The organism is Rhizorhabdus antheiae, from assembly GCF_049889055.1.
Classification (GTDB): domain Bacteria; phylum Pseudomonadota; class Alphaproteobacteria; order Sphingomonadales; family Sphingomonadaceae; genus Rhizorhabdus.
In genome coordinates this window covers 61,304-85,442 of record NZ_JBLTWO010000008.1, presented here as the reverse complement: position 1 = coordinate 85,442, position 24,139 = coordinate 61,304, and the positions used below count along the sequence as shown (strand labels likewise).

The 24,139-nt window shown below is 65.2% G+C and carries 21 protein-coding genes; 11 read left to right on the top strand and 10 right to left on the bottom strand.

Annotated features, from left to right (window positions below):
- Nucleotides 1–75 precede the first annotated feature (75 nt).
- The 7 genes from ACNI3R_RS15300 (at nucleotide 76) to ACNI3R_RS15270 (ending at nucleotide 6,926) form a co-directional block, all read left to right on the top strand.
- On the top strand, nucleotides 76–558 hold the full coding sequence (locus ACNI3R_RS15300) for an Lrp/AsnC ligand binding domain-containing protein (RefSeq protein ID WP_426184860.1): 483 nt from the start codon (nucleotides 76–78) through the stop codon (nucleotides 556–558).
- Nucleotides 559–652: 94 nt separating this feature from the next.
- Nucleotides 653–1,843, top strand: coding sequence for an MFS transporter (locus tag ACNI3R_RS15295; RefSeq protein WP_426184858.1), 1,191 nt, complete (start codon nucleotides 653–655; stop codon nucleotides 1,841–1,843).
- A 134-nt stretch (nucleotides 1,844–1,977) separates the two neighbouring features.
- Nucleotides 1,978–2,718 carry an SDR family NAD(P)-dependent oxidoreductase gene (locus tag ACNI3R_RS15290; protein WP_426184856.1) on the top strand — a complete coding sequence of 247 codons (741 nt, stop codon included), beginning with the start codon at nucleotides 1,978–1,980 and terminating at the stop codon, nucleotides 2,716–2,718.
- A gap of 42 nt (nucleotides 2,719–2,760) precedes the next feature.
- Nucleotides 2,761–3,342 (top strand): nuclear transport factor 2 family protein, encoded by a 582-nt coding sequence (locus ACNI3R_RS15285; RefSeq protein ID WP_426184854.1) that lies wholly within the window; start codon nucleotides 2,761–2,763, stop codon nucleotides 3,340–3,342.
- On the top strand, nucleotides 3,339–4,100 hold the full coding sequence (locus ACNI3R_RS15280) for an SDR family NAD(P)-dependent oxidoreductase (RefSeq protein ID WP_426184852.1): 762 nt from the start codon (nucleotides 3,339–3,341) through the stop codon (nucleotides 4,098–4,100). The genes ACNI3R_RS15285 and ACNI3R_RS15280 overlap by 4 nt, the downstream gene beginning before the upstream one ends.
- 56 nt (nucleotides 4,101–4,156) lie before the next feature.
- Nucleotides 4,157–6,556, top strand: coding sequence for a TonB-dependent receptor (locus ACNI3R_RS15275; protein ID WP_426184850.1), 2,400 nt, complete (start codon nucleotides 4,157–4,159; stop codon nucleotides 6,554–6,556).
- A 13-nt stretch (nucleotides 6,557–6,569) separates the two neighbouring features.
- Nucleotides 6,570–6,926 carry a RidA family protein gene (locus ACNI3R_RS15270; RefSeq protein WP_426184848.1) on the top strand — a complete coding sequence of 119 codons (357 nt, stop codon included), beginning with the start codon at nucleotides 6,570–6,572 and terminating at the stop codon, nucleotides 6,924–6,926.
- 70 nt (nucleotides 6,927–6,996) lie between these two features.
- Here ACNI3R_RS15270 and ACNI3R_RS15265 read toward each other — a convergent pair whose 3' ends face one another.
- Nucleotides 6,997–9,435, bottom strand: a complete 2,439-nt coding sequence (locus ACNI3R_RS15265; RefSeq protein WP_426184846.1) for a TonB-dependent receptor — start codon at nucleotides 9,433–9,435, stop codon at nucleotides 6,997–6,999.
- A 353-nt stretch (nucleotides 9,436–9,788) separates the two neighbouring features.
- On the opposite strand from ACNI3R_RS15265, the gene ACNI3R_RS15260 reads away from it, so the two are divergent.
- Entirely contained in the window at nucleotides 9,789–10,316 is a 528-nt protein-coding gene (locus ACNI3R_RS15260) for a nuclear transport factor 2 family protein (protein ID WP_426184844.1), read from the top strand.
- Here ACNI3R_RS15260 and ACNI3R_RS15255 read toward each other — a convergent pair.
- The 3 genes from ACNI3R_RS15255 to ACNI3R_RS15245 all read right to left on the bottom strand — a co-directional run bounded on the left by ACNI3R_RS15255 (nucleotide 10,301) and on the right by ACNI3R_RS15245 (nucleotide 15,324).
- On the bottom strand, nucleotides 10,301–12,673 hold the full coding sequence (locus ACNI3R_RS15255; RefSeq protein WP_426184842.1) for a membrane-bound PQQ-dependent dehydrogenase, glucose/quinate/shikimate family: 2,373 nt from the start codon (nucleotides 12,671–12,673) through the stop codon (nucleotides 10,301–10,303). The two genes, ACNI3R_RS15260 and ACNI3R_RS15255, sit on opposite strands and share 16 nt — an antisense overlap.
- Nucleotides 12,674–12,718: 45 nt before the next feature.
- Nucleotides 12,719–13,945 carry an aminotransferase-like domain-containing protein gene (locus ACNI3R_RS15250; RefSeq protein ID WP_426184840.1) on the bottom strand — a complete coding sequence of 409 codons (1,227 nt, stop codon included), beginning with the start codon at nucleotides 13,943–13,945 and terminating at the stop codon, nucleotides 12,719–12,721.
- Between the two features lie 122 nt (nucleotides 13,946–14,067).
- Complete coding sequence (locus tag ACNI3R_RS15245) at nucleotides 14,068–15,324, bottom strand: cytochrome P450 (protein ID WP_426184838.1); 1,257 nt, start codon at nucleotides 15,322–15,324, stop codon at nucleotides 14,068–14,070.
- Between the two features lie 67 nt (nucleotides 15,325–15,391).
- Here ACNI3R_RS15245 and ACNI3R_RS15240 point away from each other — a divergent pair, with 67 nt between their 5' ends.
- Nucleotides 15,392–15,979 carry a TetR/AcrR family transcriptional regulator gene (locus ACNI3R_RS15240; RefSeq protein WP_426184836.1) on the top strand — a complete coding sequence of 196 codons (588 nt, stop codon included), beginning with the start codon at nucleotides 15,392–15,394 and terminating at the stop codon, nucleotides 15,977–15,979.
- Nucleotides 15,980–15,985: 6 nt separating this feature from the next.
- Here the strand turns inward: ACNI3R_RS15240 and ACNI3R_RS15235 are convergent, their stop codons facing one another.
- Complete coding sequence (locus ACNI3R_RS15235; protein WP_426184834.1) at nucleotides 15,986–17,008, bottom strand: LysR family transcriptional regulator; 1,023 nt, start codon at nucleotides 17,006–17,008, stop codon at nucleotides 15,986–15,988.
- 4 nt (nucleotides 17,009–17,012) lie between these two features.
- Nucleotides 17,013–17,318: a hypothetical protein gene (locus ACNI3R_RS15230; RefSeq protein ID WP_426184832.1), complete on the bottom strand. Its 306-nt coding sequence runs from the start codon at nucleotides 17,316–17,318 to the stop codon at nucleotides 17,013–17,015.
- A gap of 273 nt (nucleotides 17,319–17,591) precedes the next feature.
- Here ACNI3R_RS15230 and ACNI3R_RS15225 point away from each other — a divergent pair, with 273 nt between their 5' ends.
- Nucleotides 17,592–18,173, top strand: a complete 582-nt coding sequence (locus ACNI3R_RS15225) for a nitroreductase family protein (RefSeq protein WP_426184830.1) — start codon at nucleotides 17,592–17,594, stop codon at nucleotides 18,171–18,173.
- Between the two features lie 23 nt (nucleotides 18,174–18,196).
- Here the strand turns inward: ACNI3R_RS15225 and ACNI3R_RS15220 are convergent, their stop codons facing one another.
- Entirely contained in the window at nucleotides 18,197–18,973 is a 777-nt protein-coding gene (locus tag ACNI3R_RS15220) for a FadR/GntR family transcriptional regulator (protein ID WP_426184828.1), read from the bottom strand.
- 134 nt (nucleotides 18,974–19,107) lie between these two features.
- Between ACNI3R_RS15220 and ACNI3R_RS15215 the strand changes: the two genes are divergently transcribed.
- Nucleotides 19,108–20,025 (top strand): dihydrodipicolinate synthase family protein, encoded by a 918-nt coding sequence (locus tag ACNI3R_RS15215; RefSeq protein WP_426184826.1) that lies wholly within the window; start codon nucleotides 19,108–19,110, stop codon nucleotides 20,023–20,025.
- 60 nt (nucleotides 20,026–20,085) lie between these two features.
- On the opposite strand, the gene ACNI3R_RS15210 is transcribed toward ACNI3R_RS15215, so the two are convergent.
- From ACNI3R_RS15210 to ribB, 3 genes are all read right to left on the bottom strand, one after another.
- Nucleotides 20,086–20,955, bottom strand: a complete 870-nt coding sequence (locus ACNI3R_RS15210) for a hypothetical protein (protein WP_426184824.1) — start codon at nucleotides 20,953–20,955, stop codon at nucleotides 20,086–20,088.
- Between the two features lie 23 nt (nucleotides 20,956–20,978).
- Nucleotides 20,979–22,715, bottom strand: a complete 1,737-nt coding sequence (locus tag ACNI3R_RS15205) for an N-acyl-D-amino-acid deacylase family protein (protein WP_426184822.1) — start codon at nucleotides 22,713–22,715, stop codon at nucleotides 20,979–20,981.
- An 88-nt stretch (nucleotides 22,716–22,803) separates the two neighbouring features.
- Nucleotides 22,804–23,973 (bottom strand): 3,4-dihydroxy-2-butanone-4-phosphate synthase, encoded by a 1,170-nt coding sequence (gene ribB, locus ACNI3R_RS15200; RefSeq protein ID WP_426184820.1) that lies wholly within the window; start codon nucleotides 23,971–23,973, stop codon nucleotides 22,804–22,806.
- Between the last annotated feature and the right edge of the window lie 166 nt (nucleotides 23,974–24,139).

The following is a 24,139-nucleotide window of genomic DNA, read 5'->3' as shown; positions in this document are numbered from 1 at the left end:
ATATATCTCTATGATATTCGCCTCTTCACCGAATGTGCTTCATATTAAGGCCATCGAAAGCGAAGAGATTCGAAAATGCCCCCTCCTGATCCGAAGCTTGTTCAGATCGACGAGACCGACCGCCGCTTGCTGCGCGTCCTGCAGGACGATGGTCGAATCACGAACCAGGCGCTGGCGCAGATGTGCGGCATGTCGCCGGCCGCCTGCTTCGACCGGGTGAAGCGCCTGCGCGAACGCGGGGTCATCACCGGCTACACGGCGCTGCTCGACCCGGAACATCTCGACCAGGGCCTGATGATCTTCATCGAGGTGATGCTCGACCGCACCACCGATGACGTCTTCACCGCTTTCTCGGAGCATGTCCGTCGCGTGCCCCAGGTGCTGGAATGCCATATGGTGGCAGGCGGCTTCGACTATCTGCTCAAGGTCCGCGTCTCCAACATGTCGGCCTACCGCAGCTTCCTCGGCGACATCCTTACCGCGATGCCCGGCGTGCGGGAAACCCGCACCTATGCCGTGCTGGAAGAGGTGAAGCTCACCACCAAGCTGGCGCTATGAGCCTTCGCATCGCGGTGCTTCCCAGCGCCCGCGAAATATGCCAGCCTCCTTATCTATCTAAGATAACAATAATGATGGACGAGGAGCGTGCGAGATGCAGGCAGGCGAACGCCTCGCTTTTGTAGCTATTCCGCCGGGTTGGCGCGGCGGCGTTGCGCGCGTCACCCTGATGGGCGGCGCGCCGCTGATGGCGCTGATGTTCGCAGCGCTCGGCCCCGTCCTGCCGACCATCGCCGAGCATTTCGGCGGCCAGAGCCAGGGCGCCTTCGCCGCGCAGATGATCCTGACGATGCCGGCAATCGGCGTGATTCTGGGCGGCATATTGGGCGGCCTGACGGTCGAGCGCTGGGGTCCCCGCCCGGTCATGATCGCGGCGCTTTCGGGCTATGGCGTGCTCGGGGTCAGCGGCTATTTCATCGACAGCCTGCCCTATCTGCTCGTCGCCCGCTTCCTGCTCGGTCTCTGCGTCGCGCAGATCGGCACAGCGATCGGGGTGATCGTCGGCAGCTGGTTCGAGGGCGTCGCGCGGGCGCGGCTGCTCGGCTATCAGAGTGCGGTCGCAGGGGTGTTCGCGGTCAGCGGTCTGCTGATGTCGGGCCTGCTCGCCGAAGCCGGGGGATGGCGCACGCCTTTCCTGCTCTACACGATCGCCTTCGTCGTCCTCACGCTCGCGGTGACCGGCCTGCCCAAGGGCGTGGGCCGGACAGCGCCACGCGAGGAGCGCGCATCGCTCCGACCGCTGATGACGCTATGGCCGGTCTATGCACTCGCACTGTTCCTGTTCGTCGGCTATTTCATGACCTCGATCCAGCTGTCCTTCCTGCTGGCGGAGGACGGCTTCGACAGTCCGCTGGTCCGCTCGGTCGTGATCGCCTCGGGCGTGCTTGCCGGCGGTGTGTTTGGCGGCTGCTATGGCCGCTTCTACGCCTGGTTCGGCGAACGCGGGGTGCAGTTGATGCTGGTCCTGATGATGGCGACCGGTCTTGCCATCATCGGCTTTTCGAGCAGCGTCGCGCTGCTGACGCTGGGCGCAGTGCTGTCGGGCGGCGGCGGCGGCATGATACCGCCCCATATCGGCGGCATCTTGCTGAACCGCGTCCCGCCCGAGATCCGCGCGCGCGCCGTCGGCCTGGAGTTCACTGTCCTCTACATCGCCGACTTCATCAATCCGCTGATCATGACCCCGCTCCGCGCAGCGATCGGCATCCACAATGCTTTCATTGTCGCGGCGGTCACGCTCCTGATCGGAGGGGTCGCGATCTCCGTTCGGCAACGCAGGGGATAAGGCCTTGTCAGTCTATTTTATAATAGATAGCCACCTTAACGAATAAAGAGTCGGTACGATGAGGAGGGGATGAGGCATCGCGGGACGTCCGTCCCAGCGCGCGGTGCAGCCTGCCCCTCTGACAGGGAGGGGATATGCAGTTGGACGGTAAGGTTGCGCTCGTCACGGGCGCTGGCGCGGGCATCGGGCAGGCAACTGCACGGCTCTTCGCCGAGCGCGGCGCGAAGGTGATCGCCACCGACATCGACGAGGCGGGACTGGCCGAAACCGTCGAGGGCCGATCGAACATCGTCACCCAGCGCTCCGACGCCACCAGCCTCGCCGATGCGAACGCGGCGGTCGGGCTGGCTGTCGAGCGTTTCGGCGGCCTCCATCTCCTCATCAACGTCGTCGGCGGCAGCCGCCCCGGCAAGACCGTGGTGGATTTCGACGAAGAGGAATGGGACTTCTGGGTCCGGCTCAACCTCAACTCCACCTTCCTGATGTGCAAGGCGGCGATCCCCCGGATCGCGCAGGACGGCGGCGGATCGATCGTCAACATCGCCTCCGGCGCCGGCGTCTCCGGCATGGGGCGCAACCCGGCTTATGTGGCGGCCAAGGGCGGCGTCATCTCGCTGACCAAGTCGCTGGCGATCGACCATGCCGCACAGGGCATTCGCGCGAACGTCATAGCGCCGGGCCCGATCCTGACCCCGCTGATGAAGCGCAACCGCTCCGAACAGGAAATCGCCTTCATGTCGAAGCTGTCGCTGGTCGGCCGCCTCGGCAAGCCGGAGGAGATCGCCGGTACCGCCGCCTTCCTGTGCAGCGAGGACGGCGCTTTCATCAATGGCGAACTGATCAATGTCGCGGGCGGAAGCGGCGGGCCGATCTGATCGCGCCGCCGCCCGCTGCCCCGCCCCAAGAGGAGAACCCACATGCTGTACGACGCCTATGCCTGCTGGCGCGAACTGGCCCCCGCCGTGGAGCGCGAGCGCACCACCCTGGAGGACAAGGTCCAGTATCTTACCGACAAGATCCGCATTCAGGAGATGATCAACGAATATGCCTTCGCCTGCGACAGCCGCGGCTGGGACGTGCTCGAGCGCCTCTATGACGAGAATATCGAGCGGGTGATGAAGGGTACGCTCGACGAGACGGTGAAGGGCCGGGACAATCTGATCGGGCTGCACGCCAAGCCGGCTTTGCCCCGCCGCGAGGGCGTCGTCGCCCCGCCGCGCGACCTGACCAAGATCACCGGCCTCGAGATCCGCCACCTGATCGGAACCCAGGTCGTGCGCGTGTCGGACGACAACCAGTCCGCCTGGGCGCTGTGCCATTATCAGATGGCGCTGGTCGGGCAGGAAAATGACGAGTGGCAGCACGGCCTGCACGAAGGCACCTATTTGTTCAGCTTCAGCAAGGCGACCGGCAGCTGGCGCTTCACCAAGCATCAGATCTGGACCAACAACGCTGCCAATCCGATGTTCTCCGATCCGCGGGCGAGGAAGGGCGCGTGAGCCGCTTTGCGGGCAAGGTAGGGCTGGTCACGGGGGCAGGCCGCGGCATCGGTGCCGCGACCGCCGAGGAGCTTGCTCGCGGCGGTGCCGCGCTCGCTCTCAACGATGTCGACGAGGCGCGCCTCGAAGAGACGGCAGAGCGCCTGCGCGGCCATGGGGTCCGCGTCACCACCCATATCGGCAGCGTCATGGAGCCCGCCTTCATCGCGGATTTCGTGGCTGCGGCCAATGCCGCCCATGGCAAGGTCGACCTGCTCGCCAATAATGCCGGCGGCGGCCCGCCGATGACGCCCTGGGCCGAGTTCGCGAAATCCGACTTCGCCCATTTCCGGGCGATCTTCGAGATGAACTTCTTCACCCAGGCGATGCTGCTCCACGCGGTGCTGCCCGGCATGGTCGAGCGCGGCTTTGGCAAGGTCGTCTGCGTGAGCTCGATCTCGGCCGTGCTCGGCCAGGAATCGGGCAGCGCCTATGCATCGGGCAAGCTGGCGCTGCACGCGCTGGTCAGCTCGGTGTCGAAGGAGGTCGCCCGCTTCGGCGTGAATGTGAATGCGGTGGTGCTGGGCAATCCGCCCCACCCCAGCCGGACGCCCGAGCGACAGGCCTTTCTCGACAAGATGTCGCATTTCGACCGGGTCGGCCGGCTGGAGGAGTTCGGCAAGGCGATCGCCTTCCTGCTGTCCGACGAGGCTTCCTATATTTCCGGCGCCGCCGTGCCGATCGACGGAGGGCTGATCGCACCGCGCCTGAACGAGTGACGGGGGTCTGCGCACCCCGACAACAATAAGATCATGCGCACGAAAAGGAGAGGGAAATGACCAGGCAGCACATGCTGATGTGCGGCATAGCCGCTTTGCACCTTGTTCCCGGCACCGCCGCAATGGCCCAGCAATCGGGTCCGTCCGCCGGGACGCCCGCCGTGAACGACAGCCAGATCGCCGACATAGTCGTCACGGCACGCCGTCGAGAGGAGGCGTTGCAGGACATTCCGATCGCCGTCCAGGCCTTCACCGGCGAGATCCTCGAAAAGCAGCGCATCCAGAATGCGACCGACCTGTCGAAGATCGTCCCCGCCCTCACCTCCGCGCAGAGCAGCCGCGACGAGGAGAATTATGTGATCCGCGGCCAGTCCGGATCGGGTGCCTCGATCTCGGGCCAACAGGTGACGGTGCCTGCCTATTTCGCGCAGGTGCCGCTGCCGATCGGCGATGGCGGCGGACCCGGCTATTATTACGACCTGCAGAATGTGCAGGTGCTGAAAGGCCCGCAGGGCACGTTGTTCGGCCGCAATTCGACCGGCGGCGCCGTGCTGTTCGAGCCGCGCCAGCCGGGCACCGAACTGGGCGGCTATGTGATGGCCGAATATGGCAATTACGACAATCGCGGGATCGAAGGCGCGCTCAACCTGCCGATCAGCGACACGCTGCGCATACGCGTCGCCGGCAAGGGGCTCAAGCGCGACGGCTTCACCCGCAATGCGACGACGGGCAAGCGCCAGGATGACCGCGATTTCGTGAGCGGGCGCATCTCGATCGGATGGGATCCGACCGATCGCCTCTCGAACATCCTGGTCGCGGACATCTTCCGCTCGACCACCAATGGCAGCTCGAACATCCTGGCGGCAGTCAACCCAGCCGCACTCATCCCGACCCTGTTACAGGGGGCGGTATCGCAGGCGCTCGCCCGCCAGAACGCCGCCGGGCCGCGCACGACCTTCAGCAATGTCGACGGCATCGACAAGAAGCGCTCGATGGGCGTGTCGAACATCACCAGCTACGACATCGCCGACGGGCTGATCCTGAAAAACATCTTCGGCTATCGGCGCTTCAAGCAGGTCAACCGCTTCGACTTCGACGGATCGCCGCTGACCATCCTGCACTTCGACACCTGCTCGACTGCGGCCACCTGCAATGCGCGGGATCCAGGCGCGCCCTGGGGCCTCAACATCCGCCAGATCAGCGATGAATTGCAGCTGCAGGGGCAGGCGTTCGACGACCGGCTCAAATATATCGTCGGCCTGTTCGGGGCCGATCTCGACACGCCCGACGCCAATTACCAGCACCAGACATCGGTCTTCGGTTCGGTGACCGACACCAACCAATATATCGACGACACGTCGCGCGCGATCTTCGCCAATCTCAGCTACGGTTTTGGCGGCACGCTCGAGGGGCTCACGCTCAATGCGGGCTATCGCTGGACGCATGACCGCCGCGCGCTGACCCTCTATCAGGTCACCAATAGGCGTTGCGTGACCGGCGCCACCGGGACGACCGTAGCCAATCCGGCGCAGGCCGATCCCTGCCGGGCGGATTTCGTCGCCAAGGCCAACAGCGACGCCTATACGGTCGGCTTCGACTATAAGCTGTCGCCCGGCACGATGGTCTATATCTCCCACCGCCAGAGCTATCGCGCGGGGGGCACCAATCCGCTGGCGGCTCCGGCACTGCTCGCCAATCCGCCCATACCCAATGCGATCTCGCTCTTCCGCTATCAGCCCGAGACGTTGCGCGACGTCGAGCTGGGCCTGAAGTCCGATTTCCGGCTGGGCGAGTGGAGCCTGCGAACCAACATCGCGGCTTATTATCAGTGGCTGAAGGACGCGCAGATCAACCAGACCTTCGGCGTCGGCACCGCCAATGTCAGCGCGCTGGTCAACGCCGCCTCGGCCAAGATCAAGGGCGCCGAAATCGACGTGACGGTGGCGCCGACGCGCGATTTCAGCGTGCTGATGTCCTACGCCTATACCTCGGCCAAATATGGCGCTTTCCTCGATTATTCGCGGCGCGATCCCGCGACCAACGCACCCACCCGCCAGTCGGGCCGCATCTTTCCGTTCACGCCACGCCACAAGCTGAACGTGAACGCGCAGTGGACGCTGCCCGTCGATGAATCGCTGGGCAAGATCTCGGGCTCGATGAACTGGGCCTATAAAAGCTCGATCATCCTGGGGCTGGTGCCGTTCATCACTTTGCCCAATGGCACCAATGTGTTCGACGGGGAAAGCCGCGAGCGGGCGACGCAGACGATCGACCTGACCGTCGACTGGCGCGAGATTTTCGGCAGCAGCTTCGATCTGGGGCTGTACGTCACCAACCTCACGAACACGACGTTCAAGATCGGCGGCGCGTCGCTGATCAATTCGAGCCTGGGCGTCAACCAGCGCATGTACAACGAACCGCGTATGTACGGGGCGACGCTCCGCTACGCCTTCTGAGGAAAGGAACCCGATGGCCGATATACAGCGAATAGCTGGCAACCCGCGGATGAGCGGCGCAGTGGTCCACAATAATGTGGTCTATCTGTCCGGGCAGGTCGCGATCGACCATCGGGGCGGCGCCGTTCCCGATCAGGTCGAGGAGGTGCTGTCGCGGATCGACGCCTTGCTGCAGGAGGCGGGCAGCGACCGGAACCGCCTGCTCACGGCATCGATCTTTCTGTCGGACCTCGCCATCCTGCCCGAACTCAACGCGGTGTGGGATCGCTGGATCGTGCCGGGCTGCGCCCCGACGCGGACGACGATGGAGGTAAAGCTCGCCTCCCCGCTCTACGCGCTGGAGATCGCGGTCACCGCCGCGACCGACTGAACGAGCCAGGCCAAAAAGAAAAGCTCCCGGCCGCGCTGGCGACCGGGAGCTTTCTTGTCTGTAGTCGAGATCAGAAGCGCTTGGTCAGCTGGATCTGAACCGTCCGCGGCAGGTTGGCGAAGCCCAGCTGGTCGGCCGGAATGCCCGCCGCCGTGCCGGTGCCGCTGCCGGTTGACGGACCGTCGACGACGCCACTGACATAAAGACGGTTGGTCAGGTTCTTGCCGATGACGGCGATCACCCAATTGTCGTCCCATGCACCGACGCGGACGCCGGCATCGAGCGTGGCATATTTGCTCTGGCGCGACAGCGGATTATTGAAGCCCGAAGCGAGGTAGCTGCCGCTGTAGCGGACGTCGACATTGGTACCGAGCTTGAGCGTGCTGCTCAGGTCGGTGTCATAGGCGACGCCGAAATTGCCGGTCCAGCGCGGCGCGACCGACAGCGGCGCACCGTTCAGGTTCTGACGCGAGGCGATCGCGCTGATCGCCGTGCAGCCCTGTGCCGGAGTCTGGCCTGCATAGCAGGGCGCCAGCGGGAACTTGGTGTAGGTCGCCTTGGTATAGTTCAGCGATCCGTGGACATTCAGCCCGGCAACGGCACGCGGCGCATATTCGAACTCGGCTTCAATACCGCGGGTCTTCGCGTCGGCGGTCAGCGTCTGGAAGGCGAAGATCGGCGAGTTGAAGAAGTCCACCTGCAGATCGAGATACTTATAGGTGAACGCGGTCAGGTTCAGGCGCAGCTGGTTGTCGGCCAGCGTCGACTTGATGCCTGCCTCGAAGCCCCGTGCCCGCTCCGGATCGAAGGTGAGATCGGCGAGCGGATTGGTCGAAAATTTCGAGTTGATGCCGCCGTTGGAGAAGCCGCCCGACTTGTAGGCGGTCTTGAACGCACCATAGACGAGCAGGTCGCGCGAGGGCTTCCAGGTCAGCGTGACTTCGGGCGACCAGTTGTTGAAGGTCTGGTTCGCCGTCACTTCGCCCAGACCATCCGGATCGTTCTGATCGCGGAAGATCGCGGTCACGCCGGGGTTGTTATAGGGCTGGGTAAAGAAGCTGTCCTTGGTCTCATGCGTGTAACGCACACCACCGGCCAGTTCGACGGTCGGAACGATCTTCCAGGTAACCTGACCGAACAGCGCGGTCGTCTCACCCTTGGTGAAGCTGGTCTTGCTCGTTGCGACAAACTGGTTCTCGGGCGAAGCCGCGCTGTTGCGCAGGCCGGCAAAGGCCACCCACTGCCCGAAGTTGCGGCGCGTCTTCTGATAGAGCGCGCCGACCATCAGGTTGATCGGGGCGTCGAAGCTGGTGAGCGCGCGCACTTCCTGCGAGAAGGACCGCCAAGTCGAATTCTCGGTTGCCCAGGTTGCGTTGTTGCTCGACTGGAAGTCGCAGGCGCAGGTCCAGCGGTTATTGTTGCGGTTGAAATTGGTGACCGAGCTGATCGTCACATTTTCCAGCTCATAGTTCACATTGCCGTTGATCGCATAGCTCTCATAGCGGTTGTAGAGCTGGCCATCCTTCTTCGCATAAGGGAAGTTGGCGGCGATGTCGGCCGGCATGTTGTTCTGGTGCGTAACGAACTTGTCGTTGTCGCAGGCATAGCCGCTGAGCTGGCTGATGCCGGTGCCCAGGCCGCAACGGAAAGCGACATAGTTCCACGAGCTGTTGTTCACGCTGTTGCGGTCGTAGCTGGCCTTCAACGTCATCGTCAGACGATCGGTCGGCTCGTACTTCAGCGTGACGCGGCCGAGGATCTCGTCCTCGCCCGGCGCGCGGCTGGCCGCCGGCGTCGCGAGGTGGCCGATCGGGTTGCCGGTGCCACCCGTCAGCAGATTCTGGATGTCGAGCGTGGTGTAGGTCCGGTTGACCGAGACGTTGCGATAATAGCCGCCGTCCATGGTCGACGCACGCACCGCGACGCGCAGGCCGAGCGTCTCAGTCAGCGGGCCAGAACCGATGAACTCGCCCTGATATTGACGCGAGCGGAACTCATAGCCCGCACGCGCGATGAACTCGCGCTCGGGTCCGGGATCGTTGGTCGCGAGGCTGATCACACCGGCGGTCGCGTTCTTGCCGAAGAACAGCGCCTGCGGACCCTTCAGGACTTCGATCCGCTGGAGGTCGAAGAAGCCCTCCTGGATGATGCGGCCTTGACCATAATAGGCACCGTCGACGACCACGGCGACCGACTGTTCGATGCCGATCGAGGTGGACGACGAACCGATGCCGCGCAGCGTGAGCTGGGCACCCGAGCCGTTCGACGCACGGCCGACGTTCAGATTCGGCGTCGCTGCCGCGATCTTCTCGATGCTGGTGATGTCGCGCTTGAGCACGAGATCGCCGCTGATCGCAGTGACCGCGACGGGAACGCTCTGGACGCTCTCCTGACGCTTACGCGCGGTAACGACGATGTCCTCGAGGCCACCGACGACCTCCGAGGCCGCCGTCTGGGCCGGGGCATCCTGCGCCAGTGCGGGCGCAGCCATAGTGAAGGCGAGCGCCATAGTGGACGCGCCAAGCAGAGTTGTTCGGAAAATCACCGCATCGTCTCCCCTAGATCTATCGTTCGGCTTTTATTCGGCATTGATGATAGGCGTGACCGCTGCGGTTGCCGCCTCGCAAAAACACTAGCTTCCGAGCGGCGGGTTAGAGATGTGGCTTTTCTGCATCACCTCATCCTCTGGCTAGTCAGTCCTGCCTGTCGACTTGGGTCGAGGCCGAGATTTATTGCACCGCACCGATATCCATCGCTGAAGGCGCCAGTGACGAGGCCGCCTATCCTTATTGACAGGGTGAAATGCCTGCCGTCTCGGAAAGGATCGGCCCGCAACATGAGAATGAAGAGAGAGGACCACCGATGCGGGAATCCAGCGCCGAAGGGCTGCAGAAGGAAATACTGGACCTCGCGGCGCGGCGCGACATTGCCGATGCGGTCCAGCGCTACATGCGCGGTCTCGATCGCCTCGATCGCGCCATGCAGCGCAGCGCCTTTCACGACGATGCGGAGATCGACTGCGGCCTGATGGCGGGCAAGGTCGATGCCTTCGTCGACTTCTGCCAGGAATTCCTCGGTTCGATGGAGGGCAGCCATCATCTGCTCGGACAGGTCCGCATCGAACTCGACGGCGATCGCGCACGCGGCGAATGCTATTTCCAGGCCTGGCATGGCACGCGCGGCAGCGAGGGCGAGCCCCGCGACCTGGTGATCGCCGGCCGCTATATCGACGATTATCGCTGCATCGACGGCGACTGGCGGATCTCCCGCCGGGTGCTGCTGACCGACTGGGTCACCGACCTTCCCGCCGACCACAGCTTCTTCGAGAACAGCCCGGGCGCGCTGCGCGGCGGCCGGCGCGGCGAAGACTATAGTCAGCGGCCCCGCTGACGTCCCCTTTGGGCGGGCTGGCCGGGCAGTGCGAAAGCCACCAGATAGTCGCCCCGCTTCGTGCGCAGCGATCCGTGACCACCGGCGACGATGACGATCATCTGGCGGCCGTCGCTGGCGGCATAGCTGATCGGGGTTGCCTGACCGCCCGCCGGTAGCCGCTGTTGCCACAGCAGACGGCCCGTCCGCGTCTCGAACGCCCGGATCTGGGCGTCGGTCGTGGCGGCGATGAAGCTTACGCCTCCGCCGGTCGTCACCGCACCGCCCAGGTTGAATATCCCGACCGGTAACGCAAGACCGAAAGGCGCATTGCCGCTGCTGTCGCCCAGCGGCCGCTGCCACAGCAGCCGCCGGCCTTGCAGGTCGACACCGGCGATCCGTCCCCAGGGCGGCGCTAGGCAGGGAAAGCCGATCGGCGACAGGAAGGGCCGCAGACGCAGACCGAAGGGGGTCCCGGCCATCGGCATGGGCGGCATCGGTCCGCTTCGCTTCGCGGAACGCCCCGCATCGGGATCATAGGGAGTTGCCCCCGCCGCATCGGCTTCCGCCCGGTCGACCAGTTGCCCGACGAAAGGCATGTTCGAGCTGTTGACGATCATCGTCTGCCGCGCAGGATCGATCGCAACTCCACCCCAATTGATCGCGCCGAATGTCCCCGGCGAGAACAGGAAAGGATCACGTGACGGCGGCGTATAGTCGCCCTCATAGCGCAGCCGCCTGAAGGCGAGCCTGCACAGCAGCATGTCGACCGGTGTGGCGCCCCACATCGCCCGTTCGGTGATTCGCGGCGGAGCGAAGGATGGCAGCCCGCTCGAGTAAGGCTGCGTGGGCGATACATTCTCGGTCGACGACGATGGAACCGGCCTCTCCTCCACGGGCGCCAGCGGCCGGCCGCTGCGTCGGTCGAGCAGGAAGATCTGGCCGGTCTTGCCCGCCAGGATCAGCGCGGGTGTCGGCCGCCCTCCTCGCGCAGGAATATTCACGAGTGCTGGCTGGGCCGGCATATCATAGTCCCACAGGTCGTGATGCACGGCCTGGAACGCCCAGCGCACCGCGCCCGTCGCCGCGTCGAGAGCGACGAGGGACGTGCCGTATTTCTCGGCTGCGGCGGTCCGAAGCGCGCCATAGAAATCGGGCGAACTGTTGCCGGTGGGCACATAGACGAGGCCCAGCGCCGGATCGGCGGTGAACAACGCCCAGGCATTGGGATTGCCGACCGAGAAGAGACCTTGCTTGTCGGCACGCCCCGCCTTCCCCGGAGCGCCGGCGTCCCACACCCAGTGCAGCGCACCCGTCCGGACATCATAGGCCCGCACGACGCTGCGCGCCGGATCGAGCCGCTGATTGTCGATCACATAGCCGCCGATGACGGCCAGATCGCCGATGATCGCGGGCGGCGACGTCCCGTAATAATAGCCGTCGAACCGCGTCGCGACGCCTTTCAACAGGTCGACGCTCCCCCTCTTGCCGAAGCCCGGACAGGGACGGCCCGTTGCCGCGTCGACCGCGATCAATCGGGCATCCAGCGTCGCTTCCAATATCCGCGACGCGCACTCGCCCGTGCCGGCGCTGGCATGGTGCGAAACGCCGCGACAGACGATCGAGAAAGCCTTGCTGGCGTTCACCTTCGGATCGTGGCGCCAGACCTCGCGCCCCGACGCGCCATCGACGGCGAAGATGCGGTTGCGCGGGTCGCAGAGGTAGAGGACGCCGTTGATCGCCAGCGGGGTGGCGGTGAAGCGACTGTTGTTGCCGAGATCATCTATGCCGCCGGTCCGGAAGGTCCAGGCACGCGCCAGGCTGCCGGCATTGGCGGGGGTGATCTGGGCGAGCGGGCTATGATGGTCGCCTTTCCAGTCGCCACCATAGTTGGGCCACTCACCCTTATCGACCGGTGCAAAGGCGACCGCGTCTTGTGCCGGCGAAGGCGCAGGCTCCCGGACCCAGACCCATCCGCCTGCCAGCAGCGCACTCGCGCCGACCGCGACCATCAGAGGCGTCAGCCCCCCGCCCGGCTCCCGGCGTGTCGGCTCGAGCCAGAGCGCCACGGCACTGAGTGGCACCAGCAGCACCAACGGCGCAGCAACCCGGGCCATCATGCCCCAAGGCTGGGTGCCGACCTCCCACAGCGCCCAGCCGATCGTGGCGAGGCAGAGCAGGGCGTACAGCCAGTAGCCACGTCGGTCTCTCCGCAGAAGAAGCACGGCCGAGCAGACCAGTCCGACCCCGGCGATCGCATAATAGGCCGAGCCGCCGAGCCAGAGCAGCTGCGCGCCGAACCAGCAGAGCGCGGCACCGACGATCCCCAGAACAGCCGCGTGCAGGACGATGATCGACAGACACAGCGCTGCGGGCATCAGAATTCCTTTGGCAGAGACGTCGTGCGGGGGGGCGCTTGGGTGTCAGACGAGCATGGCAACCATCTCGCCTGCGAGCAGGCCAAGCCGCCGCACGCCCTCGGTCGCTGCCTCCGAAGGGATCATCGAGAAGCTCAACCGGAAGCGATTGGTTGCGGGGCGGACATTCTCGGCCCTGGCCGGATAGAAGGCCGCGCCCGAGATGATCGAGACCTTATGCTCCATCAACGCGCGCTCGGCGAAGCGGCCGGCGTCGACGCCCTCGGGCAGGCTGGCCCAGACATAGAGACCACCCTCGGGACGGGTCCAGGACACACCGTCCGGCATATGCTGATCGAGTGCGGCCAGCATCGCATGGAGCCGCTCGCGATAGACGCTACAGCCCGTCTCGATCGCCGTGTCGAGCGACGTCCGGATAACGTCGAGCAGCAGCATCTGGTTGAGCGCGCTGGTCGCCAGGTCGCTCGCCTGCTTGATCAGGACGAGCTTGCGGATCGCATCGCGGGGGCCGGTGATCCAGCCGATGCGGAGCGAGGGCGCGACCGTCTTGGAGAAGGTGCCGGTGTGGAGCACGGGGACTTTTTCGATATCGCCATAGCGGCACATCGCCAGCGTCAGCAGCGAGGGGATCGGTTCGCCCTCGTAGCGCAGCTGCTCGTAACAACCGTCTTCGACGATGATCATGCCGGTGGCGTCGGCGAGGTCGAGCAGTTTTTCGCGATCCGCCAACGACATCGTCGTACCGGTCGGGTTGCGGAAATCGGGGCCGACATAGCAGAATTTGGCGCCAGCCAACGCGCTTGCATCCCATTCCGCCGAATCTTCGGGCAGGCCCAGATAGCGCGGCTCATAGGCATCGAACGCCCGCAGGGCGCCGATGAAGCTCGGAATCTCGACCATGGCCTTGTCGCCCGGCGACAGCAGCAGCTTGGCAATGAAGTCCAGTCCCTGCTGCGACCCGTTGGTGATCACGACATTGTCGATCCCGCACGCCACCCCGGCATCGGCGGCAGTCTGCTCGGCTATCCATTGGCGCAACGGCGCATGGCCCTCGCTCGGCGCATATTGCAGCGCCGTCCGCGCGAGCGTGCGGTCGCCCCAGATGCGATCCGAAGCCTGCCGCAAGGCCACATAGGGAAAGATGTCGGGATCGGGCAGCCCGCCGCCAAGATGGATGATCTGGCGCGCGTCCAGCAGCTTCATCCGCTCGCGAATGTCGGACGCGACGACCCCCGCCATGCGGCTGGCATAAAGCGATTCCCAGTCCGGCATCGGACGGCCCCTCTTCTGTCTTTTTTCGTTGCCGGGAGTGTCGCCAGAGGGTCGGAGCATGTCCAGTCGGGACACTGCTCCGATCCTTGCTTTCGCGAGATCGCTGCTCCGGGAGCGGGCGTTCAGGGCTCGATCTTGACCGGCATCCGCTTGATCCCGCCGACGAAGTTGGACCGCAACCGGCTCACCGGACCGGCGAGATCGAGCTGCGGGAAACGCGCGAGGATTTCGGTCAGCACCGCGCGCAGCTCGATCCGGGCAAGGTCGTTGCCCAGGCAGCTGTGCCGCCCGAAGCCGAAGGTGAGATGGCGGTTCGGCTTGCGCGTGAAGTCCAGATCGAAGGGGCGATCGAACACGCTTTCGTCGCGGTTGGCGGACGGATAGAACATCACGACCTTCTCGCCTTCGCGCACCGTCTGTCCGGCGATATCGATGTCGCGCGTCGCGGTTCGGGCCATGTAAACGATCGGCGTGACCCAGCGCAGCAATTCCTCGACGGCCGGCACCATCAACGACGGATCGGCGGTCAGCTGCCGCCGCGCCTCGGGATGCTCGATCAGCGCCAGCATGGCGCCGCTGGTCGCGTTGCGCGTGGTTTCGTTGCCTGCGATGGCGAGCAGGAAGCAGAAGCCCAATATCTCCATGTCGTTCAGCGGCGTGCCATCGATCCGCGCCTCGACCAGCAGGCTGACCAGATCCTCACGCGGCGCGGCGCGGCGCTGGGCGATGAAGCGGGCGAAATAGCCGAACATCGCCTGCTGCGCGGCGGCAATGGCCTCACGCGGCAGATCGACATCGCCATATTCGGGGTCCTCGCTGCCGATGACCGCGTTGCTCCATTCATACATCTGATCACGGTCGTCGGTGGGGACGCCGAGCAGTTCGAGGATCACGTCGAGCGGCAAGCGCATCGCGATGGCGTCGACGAAGTCGATGACCTGTTCGCCGTTAGTCGCGGCGGCGATCCGCGCGGCCGCGACGTCGTTGGCGATCTGGCTGCACCGCTCGATGATATGCGCCTCCAGTGCGCGCATCACGCTGGGCTTGAAGCGCTCGCGAAGGATCATGCGGTATTTGTGATGCTCGGGCGGGTCCATCGTCAGCATCAAAGGGACGCGCGGGCCGCCGCCTTCGACCTCCTGGTCTTTGCGCAGGATCGTGACGCCGGGGCTGCTGATGAAATTGTCGCTGTCCTTCCCGATCGCGGTGATGTCGTCATAGCGCGCCAAGGCCCAGAAAGGCTGGCGAATCCCGTCCTCGTGCCAGGCGATCGGGCGGTTACGCCGCATCTCGGTCCAGATGTCATGCGGATAGCCATGGCTCGCGAAACGATCGGGATCGAACAGTGCCGGATCGGCCAGCGGGCGGGTGTCGGTCATCGGGGCATCCTCTTAGTGAACGATCGCTAACTAGCGTTTTCAGAACAGCTCCGCTAGGGGGATCGCGATGATCGACGACGACAATCGGCAAGGCACCGCTCCCCGGCGGACGCGCATGACGCGGGAGGCGCGGCGCTCGCTGATCCTGTCGGCAGCATCCGAGATGTTCCAGAAACACGGCTATGCCGCTGCGAGCATCGATGCGATCGCCCTCGCCTCCGGCATCAGCGGCCCGGCGATCTATCGCTATTTCAGCCGCAAGACCGAGATATTGGTCGCCCTGCTCGAGGCAGCCGCCGTGGACGCCCTCGACGCGATCGAGTCGGCAGCAGGCGAGAAGGCGGTGACGATCGATCTCATGGCCGACGTCCTGGTCGACCGCGCGCTACGCGAGGGCGCCGTGATCGGTCTGCTCCAGTCCACCATCATCGACATGGACGCCACCGACCGATCGCAGCTCGAACAGGTGCGCCGGGCGCTGGTCGACCGGCTGAGCGCTCTGTTGCGCGGAGTCCGCCCGTCGATCGAAATCGAGCAGGCGAGAACCCATATCGAAGCCGCGCTGTCGATCGTGGGCCAGCTGGCACGGCGCGGTCCCGATGCGGCCGAGGTCGATCGGATGCGACCGATCTTGCGCGCCGTTCTGGCTGCCTGACCGGAGTCAGGCGTCCACCGGCTCCGCGAGGCGTGCGCGGACCAGATCAACGAAATTGCCGACCAGCGCCGACCCGTTGGCGGACGACCAGAGCATCGACAATGGCAGCGGCAGATCGAGATCGACGATATCGCGCAGTACGATCCCCGGCGGGGTCCGGTCGGGCCGCGCGGCGGTGACCACGCCCAGCCCGATCCGCGCCGCCGCCAGTTCATAAGCGATGTCGACCGCCATGACCTCGACCGCGATATTGGGCGAGACGCCCTGCGCATCGAAGGCGGCGATCATGCGGTCGAACAGGCGCGGCGACACATGCCGAGCCGGCCAGAGCAGTGGCTCCCCGGCGATATCACGCAACCTGACATGCGGTTGCGCGGCGAGCGGATGATCGTCCGGCAGTGCCAGCACGAACTTGTCCTCGCCCATGGCCACCGAATGAAACTGGTCGCGGTCGCTGCTTTCATCGATCACGAAAGCGACATCGATCTCTCCGGCGGCCAGCCGGGACCGCTGTGCGTCCGACGGCAGCGGGAAGGCGCGCAGATCGACCTCGGGATAGAGCTTGCGGAAATCGCGCAGCACCAGCGGCAGGATCGGCCGCCGCAGCATCGCTTCCGAGAAGGAGACGCGGATGGTGCCCCGATCGCCCAGCGCCACGCTTTTCACATGGCGGCCCGCCTCCTCGATCGACATCAGGATGCGGCGCACATCCTTGGCGAGTTCGCGGCCCGCCTGGGTGATGGCGACGCCGCGCGCCTGCCGCTCGAACAGGGCAACCCCGCCCAGCTCGCGCTCCAGGTCCGCTATCCGTCGGGACAGCGCCGACTGGGCGATGTTCAGCCGTTCCGCCGCGCGGTGAAGATTCTGCTCCTCGGCAACCGCGAGGAAGAAGGGAAAATGCTTGGCGATCCGCAAAGTGCGCAGCGTCGCGACACCGCTCGAGATCGTCGGCTGGAGCGAGGAGGTCGTCCCCGATGCAGCGGGCGCACGGGTGACCGGCGCCGTTTCGGCTTCATGGTCCTTGTACATCGGATCAGGCCAGTGTGACACGGACGACGGCGCGGGTGCGGGCGATCTCGCTCGACCGCATAAGCACCTCGACATCGGCGCGGTTGCTGCCGCCGAGATGGCGTCCGACCACCGAAGCGGCCAGCGGCTCGCCCATGGCCTCCGCCTGCTCCTCCTGCATGGACACCAGCGAGGCCGAGGCCGTGCCCGACCAGGACCGGACCATGTCGCAGATCCGCTCGGCAAGCGAACCCGCCGAGCCATCGCGCTCGACGAGCGGCACAGGCTGTCCAAGACGGACATCGGCAAAACGCAGAATCGATCCCTCCATCAATCCCCTCCAATGTCTGCCCCGCCTGCCTCTGCACCTTGCAGCTGCGGGGCTTGCGCCGTGACGGGCCTTCCAGAGCCGCCCCGACCAATTGCTGATACCAGCGACAATATCGTTATCTTATATAAGATAGGCACAGCCATGGTTTGGAGTCAACATTGGCAGCCATGAGCCAACATATCCTCCGCCTCGCTTCGGCGCTGGCAGCCTCTCCCATGCTTCTTTACTTATAAAGATAGATAGTACAGAGAATCGGTGAGAGGAGAAAACATCATGGCCACCGCCATCGCCGCAACAGGTGACGCAAGCGAAATGCTCGCCACCCGTCGCTCCCCGCTTCCCGATGCGCTCGTCGCACCCGGCCCCGACGCAGATGAGAGCGCCCGCCTGTTCGAGATTGCGCTGCGCGTCCCCGATCATGGCCGTCTCGCGCCGTGGCGCCTGATCCGCATCGCCGGCGCAAGCAAAGCGCGCTGGGTCGAGCGCCTGATGGAGATCGTCGAGACGCGCGAGGACGCCGCCAAGACGCGTGTCAGCACGCGCAAGCTGGCATCGGCCCCACTGGCTGTCGTGGTCGTGTCGAAGGCGACGCCGGGCCACAAGGTCCCCGAATGGGAGCAATGGCTATCGGCCGGCGCCGTCTGCATGAACCTAGTCAATGGTGCCCATGCACTGGGCTATGGCGCCCAATGGCTGACCGGCTGGCATGCCTATGACGCGGACGCCACCGCCCTGCTCGGCCTGACCGACGGTGAAAGGGTCGCCGGAGTCATCCTGATCGGTACCATCGCCGAACCCGCCGGACCGCGCCCACGCGTGTCGGTGGCCGACACCGTGACCGACCTGGATCTCTGAGCATGGCCCCGGGGGGCAAGCGATCAGGGCTTGAGCGATTCCGCGATCACGGTGATGCCGGTGTCGAAGCCGTGTCGACGCTCGCCACCGCCGGTATAATGCTCGCGGATCGCGCGCTCGGCGGTCAGCGGGTCGCCTTCGGCGATCGCCCGATAGATGCGCTCATGCTCCTGCGCCAGCGAGAGCCGCACCGAGCGGTCGGCGAAAGTGCCATGGACCGACTTGTTGAGCGCGAGTTCGTCGACCTGCGCCGACCAGAGCTTTTCGAGCGCGCCCACGACGAGGCTCATCGTCTCATTGCCGCAGCCCGACACGAGTTCGGTGTGGAAGGCGCGCGCGAGCCCGATGAAGGTGCTCGGATCGTCGACGGCCGCGAGGCTGGCATCGATGTTGGCGCGGAGCTTCGGCAGGACCGTCGTCGCGCGATCGGTGCGTCGCGCCGCCTGCGCGGCACAGGCCGGTTCGAGCAGGCGCATCGCATCGACCAGGTCGATCAGCGGCACCTTGCGCGCCTGCAGAACCAGACCCAGCATATAGGCAGCTGTCGAAGGCTTGGGCACATGAATGACGGCGCCGCCGACATTGCCGCGGATCACGGTGATCAGGCCTTCGGTCTCGAGGATGCGGAACGCCTCGCGGATGCAGGGCGGGCTGACGCCGAACTCGGTGAGTAATTCGTCTTGTTTGGGCAGAAGGTCGCCATCGCCGAGTGCTCCCGAGAGGATGCGCGCGCGCAGCGAAGAGGCGACAATCTCCGCGAGACGCGGCTGCCGCAGCCGCTTCTTGCCCGATACGGTCATAGTCAGGTTCGGTGCCTCCAACTGGTCCGCGCGCTCCGCGCGGAGGGCTCTCCCTCTGAAGATCAGCAATAGGTTTCGTTCCAATCTTTGCAACAACAACCCGTATAACCGTTACAAATAACAGGAGAGACAGGATGGGCGCCGATCTGGCCCGCTATCAGACCTTTACGATCAGCATCACGCCCTTCACGGCCGATGGCGCGATTGACGAAGCCGCCTTCCGCCGCCACCTGCGCAAGCTCAGCGATGCGGGCGTCGGGGTCTATGTCGGCGGCGGTGGCAGTGGCGAGGGCTATACGCTGTCCGACGAGGAAACCGAACGCTTGCTAGCCATCGCCAGCGATGAGCTCAAGGGCCGCTCGCCGATCCGGGCGATGGGCGTCGAGCCGCGCACCGCGCGCCAGATGATCGCCTTTCTCGACAAGGCGAAGCGGGCCGGTGTCGACGCCGCTCAGGTCTATTCGCTCGACGTCGGCCATGGCCATGTGCCGACCCCCGCCGAACTCGACCGCTATTTCGACGAGGTTCTGTCGAACAGCGACATTCCGTCGGTCCTGTCCACCCACCAGTCGGTGGGCTATGTCATCCCGGCGCCGGTGATCATCGCGTTGTTCGAGCGCCACCCGCAGCTGATCGGCCTCAACATCAGCCACCAGGACCCCAATTATCTTCGCACGCTGTCCGATGCGCTGGGTGATCGGATCGACATCTGTGTCGGCGGGCCGCACAACGCCCCCCTCGCCTTCGCCTTCGGCGCACATGGCTTCCTGACATCCGAGGGCAATATGGCGCCGCGCCTGTGCGCCAGCGTGATCGCCGCCGCCCGCAGCGGCGACAATGTCGCCTTCCTGGAGCGCTGGGGAAAGCTGATGCGGCTGTTCCTCGCGCTGTACGGCAATGGCGGCATCCGCGTCACCAAGGCGCTGCTCGAACATTTCGGCATGGCCGGCGGACATCCCCGCCCACCACGCCTCCCTTCGGAGCCCGAAGCGCTGCAACGCGCGCTGGCGGTGGTCGAGGAGATCGGCCTGGCCGAGATCGAGGGCTGGTAAGAAAAAGGCCCCCTGCCGAAGCGGGGGGCCATTGATTTCCGGTCGGTCTGCGATCCGATCCTATTCGGCGGCGATCGCGTCGCGCTCGGGCGGGTCGGGCTCATAGCTGGTCGTGAACTCGTTGAAGAAGTCGGACTCGCGCGACGTGTCGATCGTCCGCGCCCCGCGCACCCCGAATTTGCGCCTTGCCTCCTCCAGCGGAAGATCGAGCCAATCCTCGTAGCGCGGGAGGAACAGCGGATCGGACCGCTCGCCCACCTTCAGCGCATAATGGGCAAGGTCCCACATCTTCGGGAACAGCGCGGGGTAGTGAAGCGGCCCGCGCATGAACATCGGGATGGTCAGCAGCGTATTCTGCACATTGAGCAGCCCGGCCAGCTCGGCGTTGAAATGGCGGAAGAGATTACCGTATTTCAGGAAGGCCGGCATGATCTCGCCGAGGCCGTCGAACCCGCCGCCGCTCAATATGTGCATGAAGTCGTGGATCTGGACGCCGCGCAGGAAGAAATATTCGAAGCTCGAGCGCGGCTCGAAGCTCGGAATGATGTCTACCTCCATCTGGGCGCCGACCAGCTGCTTGTACCAGATGCCGCCGATAGACCCTTCCGGGCAGGACTTCATGTCGTCGCGGCGCAAACGCGACAGCCAGCGCTCATCGAGCCATTTGTCGAACTCGGGCCAGTCCTTGCGCGCCTCGTTGAACAGCTCCTCGATCCGCTCATGGTCCTGCACCTCGCGCACCGCCTCGATCAGCATCGGAATGCCGAAAGTCGGCGGATAGTCGCGTCCATTCTTGCGCAGGCTCTGCGTCACGACCCACTCGCGGATGCGATAGTCGCTCAGATATTTTGACGAGCTGATCAGCGCGCTGCTGGTCGTCTCGACCTTCTGGCGACCACGCTGCAGATAGGGAAGATCGTCTTCCGTCATCCTCTTCCTCCTCGTTTCGGCTCTCAGGCCGCCACTTCCTCGACCTTAGGGAGTTGCGGCCCCACCATCTCGCCCGGCAGGGCCCCGGTGAACGCGCCGTTTTCGAAGGTCGGCACGCCGTTCACCAGCGTGAGACGCATCGGCGCCGCGTCGCGGGTGAAGCGCCAGGTCATGCCGCCCTTGCCGTCGGGCACGTCGAAGACGCGCTTGAGCGGCCGCGCCTCGATCTCGTCGAGCTTGAACACCGTGACGTCGGCGCGATAGCCGGGCTTCAGCACGCCGCGATCGGCGAAGTTGAAATGGCCCGCCTGCTTGCCCGTCTGGACATGGATCGCTTCTTCCAGGGTCAGTTCCTGCTGGCGCATGAACTGGGTCAGCAACAGGATATTTTCGCCGCCGCCGCAGAGCATCTGGCCGTGGGCGCCCGCGTCCGAGATGTTCGCGACGGTCTTGTCGTCCTTGAGCATCTGCAGCGTCTGCTCATGCGCCATCGGGTGCGGCATACGGTTGACGATCGAGTTGAGCCCATTGGCGATGACCCAGTCGGCGAGCGCATCGGACGGATGGACGCCGCGCTGCTCGGCCAGATCCTTGAGGCTGAGGCCCAGCGGGCCGGCACCGGTCTCGGAATCGAGCAGCAGCATCATGTGCGGATTAGCGACGAGCGACTGTTTGAACGCCTTGTTGTCCCAGCTGTCGCGAGCCCGCGCCCGGAAGTCCGGGTCATTGAGCAGGGCGAGCTTTGCCTCGACCGTCTCGGCCTGCACGACCTCGTGCCAGACATATTCGTTCGCCTGGGCGAAGGACGAGGTGCTGAAGAAGTTGAGCGCGGTCGTCGGCGGAACGTGCGCGAAGCTCGGCCAGAAATCGAGGCCCTCTTCCTTCTGCTTTGCGGTGATTTCCCACATGCGGTCGCGGATCGAATCCTGGAAACGCAGCAGGCCGCCCGCGCCCGCCATCTGCACGCGGACGCCGCGTCCACGGCAGAGATTGCCGAGCCGCTCCATCTGCTCGGGCGCCTTCAGACGGAAGAAGGTGTCGAGGATGACCTGCAGCTGGGTACCCGGACGGCTCGCCAGCACGCCGATCAGCGCCGACCATTCGGCATCGTCGGCGACGAGGCTTGGCACCGCGCGATCCTGGCTGTCATGGTCCATCAGGTTGGACGACATGCCCAGCGCGCCCGCGTCGAGCGCGTCCTCGAGCAGCGCGCACATCTTCCGGATTTCCTCGGGGGTCGCGGCGCGGGTCCAGGCGTCCATTCCCATAGCCGCCAGGCGGATCGCGATATGCCCGGCATAGCCCGCGATGTTCGCTGCCGTCGGACAATTTTTCGCGATCGACGCGCTATATTCGGACCAGCTGCGCCAGTCCCACGGCAGGAGGTCGAAGAAGGGCTGCTCGGGCACCTCCTCGAAGAAGGTAAAGATCTTCACCATCTCCCGCTGCACCTCGCGCTCCTCGTGGATCGGCGCTGCGGTGAAGCCGCAATTGCCGATGACCACCGTGGTCACGCCATAGCCGGGCAGCGGGTCGAGGCTCGGCTGCCACCACATCACCGCGTCCATATGGGTATGCGGCTCGATAAAGCCCGGGGAGACGATGCAGTCGCTGGCGTCGACGACCTTGTCGCCGGACGCAGGCTCCAGATTCTGGCCGATCTCAATGATCGTCTTGCCGCCGATGCGGACGTCGGCCTTATACGCCGGTGCGCCGGTTCCGTCGACGACGGTGCCGCCCCGGATGAGAATGTTGGTCATGGCTCTCCTAACCTCCTGATAGCACCGAGTAGTTCATAAACTGTATAAGATTGCAAGCTTAACAGGGTTGCCGATCAGGCAGGCCGCGTCAGCCGCCTTTCGGCTCGCCCAATGCACGGTGCGCGACGATCTCGATGCCGTAGCCGTCGAGCCCGACGAAGCTCGCATCGCTGTTGCTGAGCAGGACGATCCGGTGGATGCCGAGGTCGGTCAGCACCTGTGCCCCGATCCCATATTCGCGCAGCGCCATCGTCCGGCCGCTGCTTTCCTCGCGCCGCTCGCGCCGGGCGCGGATGATGCAGGCGACGAGGTCGGGCGCGGGCGAGTTGAGGATCACGACGACCCCGCTGCCCTCGGCCGCGATCGCCTCCATCGCTTCCCGCAGCACGCCCGATCGATCGCCCTCTTCGGCGAAGAGATCGGCCAGCGGAAAATGGACGTGCATGCGCACGAGCACGGGCGCTTCGGGATCGATCCTGCCCTTCACGAGCGCCACGACCTCTGCTCCGCCGACCTTGTTGCGATAGCTCTGTATCCGCCATTCGCCGCCCCAGGCGCTGACGAAGCGCATCTCCTCGCGCAGCTCGACCAGATGATCGTGGCGGCGGCGATAGGCGATCAGGTCGCGGATCGTGCCAATCTTCAGCCCATGCTCGCGCGCGAACGGGATCAGGTCGGGGAGACGCGCCATCGAACCATCGGGGTTGAGGATCTCGCAGATCACGCCCGACGGATTGAGCCCCGCGAGGCGCGCCACGTCGACCGCCGCCTCGGTATGGCCGGCGCGGACCAGCACCCCACCCTCCCGCGCCACGAGCGGAAAGACATGGCCCGGCGTCACGATCTCGTCCCGCGAGCGTGAGGCGTCGATCGCGACCGAGATGGTGCGGGCGCGGTCATAAGCGCTGATCCCGGTCGTGACCCCATCGCGCGCCTCGATCGAAACGGTGAAGGCAGTCTCATGGCGCGTGCCGTTCTGGCGCGACATCGGCTCCAGCCCCAGCTCGTCCGCGCGTTGACGGGTTATCGCGAGGCAGATCAAGCCACGGCCATGCTTCGCCATGAAGTTGATCGCGTCGGGCGAAGCCATCTGCGCGGGGATGATAAGGTCCCCCTCATTCTCGCGGTCCTCGTCATCGACAAGGATGAACATCCGCCCGTTACGCGCGGCGTCGATGATCTCTTCGGGCGACGACAGAAAGCCATGCGGAAGCGGGGACGAAGGCGCCATCGGACGGATCCACTCCTGTGCCGGCATCCTTCTCGCGGGCCGGGCTTGGCGCTCGCAGAGGATTGTCCGGGCAGCCGGCCTGTTTGCCGACGATGGGCCCCGTCTATCGGCGGCCGGAGGGGGCAGCCATTGCCGTTGGGCTATCGGGTTGTTCGCCGCGCAGCATCGGGCGGGATTGCTGTGCGATGCCCTG

Excerpts from the sequence above, each read along its gene's own strand:
- ACNI3R_RS15300 (WP_426184860.1), top strand. The coding sequence starts at position 76 with ATGCCCCCTCCTGATCCGAAGCTTGTTCAGATCGACGAGACCGACCGC.
- ACNI3R_RS15295 (WP_426184858.1), top strand. The coding sequence starts at position 653 with ATGCAGGCAGGCGAACGCCTCGCTTTTGTAGCTATTCCGCCGGGTTGG.
- ACNI3R_RS15290 (WP_426184856.1), top strand. The coding sequence starts at position 1,978 with ATGCAGTTGGACGGTAAGGTTGCGCTCGTCACGGGCGCTGGCGCGGGC.
- ACNI3R_RS15285 (WP_426184854.1), top strand. The coding sequence starts at position 2,761 with ATGCTGTACGACGCCTATGCCTGCTGGCGCGAACTGGCCCCCGCCGTG.
- ACNI3R_RS15275 (WP_426184850.1), top strand. The coding sequence starts at position 4,157 with ATGACCAGGCAGCACATGCTGATGTGCGGCATAGCCGCTTTGCACCTT.
- ACNI3R_RS15270 (WP_426184848.1), top strand. The coding sequence starts at position 6,570 with ATGGCCGATATACAGCGAATAGCTGGCAACCCGCGGATGAGCGGCGCA.
- ACNI3R_RS15265 (WP_426184846.1), bottom strand. The coding sequence starts at position 9,435 with ATGGCGCTCGCCTTCACTATGGCTGCGCCCGCACTGGCGCAGGATGCC.
- ACNI3R_RS15260 (WP_426184844.1), top strand. The coding sequence starts at position 9,789 with ATGCGGGAATCCAGCGCCGAAGGGCTGCAGAAGGAAATACTGGACCTC.
- ACNI3R_RS15255 (WP_426184842.1), bottom strand. The coding sequence starts at position 12,673 with ATGCCCGCAGCGCTGTGTCTGTCGATCATCGTCCTGCACGCGGCTGTT.
- ACNI3R_RS15250 (WP_426184840.1), bottom strand. The coding sequence starts at position 13,945 with ATGCCGGACTGGGAATCGCTTTATGCCAGCCGCATGGCGGGGGTCGTC.
- ACNI3R_RS15245 (WP_426184838.1), bottom strand. The coding sequence starts at position 15,324 with ATGACCGACACCCGCCCGCTGGCCGATCCGGCACTGTTCGATCCCGAT.
- ACNI3R_RS15240 (WP_426184836.1), top strand. The coding sequence starts at position 15,392 with ATGATCGACGACGACAATCGGCAAGGCACCGCTCCCCGGCGGACGCGC.
- ACNI3R_RS15235 (WP_426184834.1), bottom strand. The coding sequence starts at position 17,008 with ATGTACAAGGACCATGAAGCCGAAACGGCGCCGGTCACCCGTGCGCCC.
- ACNI3R_RS15230 (WP_426184832.1), bottom strand. The coding sequence starts at position 17,318 with ATGGAGGGATCGATTCTGCGTTTTGCCGATGTCCGTCTTGGACAGCCT.
- ACNI3R_RS15225 (WP_426184830.1), top strand. The coding sequence starts at position 17,592 with ATGGCCACCGCCATCGCCGCAACAGGTGACGCAAGCGAAATGCTCGCC.
- ACNI3R_RS15220 (WP_426184828.1), bottom strand. The coding sequence starts at position 18,973 with ATGACCGTATCGGGCAAGAAGCGGCTGCGGCAGCCGCGTCTCGCGGAG.
- ACNI3R_RS15215 (WP_426184826.1), top strand. The coding sequence starts at position 19,108 with ATGGGCGCCGATCTGGCCCGCTATCAGACCTTTACGATCAGCATCACG.
- ACNI3R_RS15210 (WP_426184824.1), bottom strand. The coding sequence starts at position 20,955 with ATGACGGAAGACGATCTTCCCTATCTGCAGCGTGGTCGCCAGAAGGTC.
- ACNI3R_RS15205 (WP_426184822.1), bottom strand. The coding sequence starts at position 22,715 with ATGACCAACATTCTCATCCGGGGCGGCACCGTCGTCGACGGAACCGGC.
- ribB (WP_426184820.1), bottom strand. The coding sequence starts at position 23,973 with ATGCCGGCACAGGAGTGGATCCGTCCGATGGCGCCTTCGTCCCCGCTT.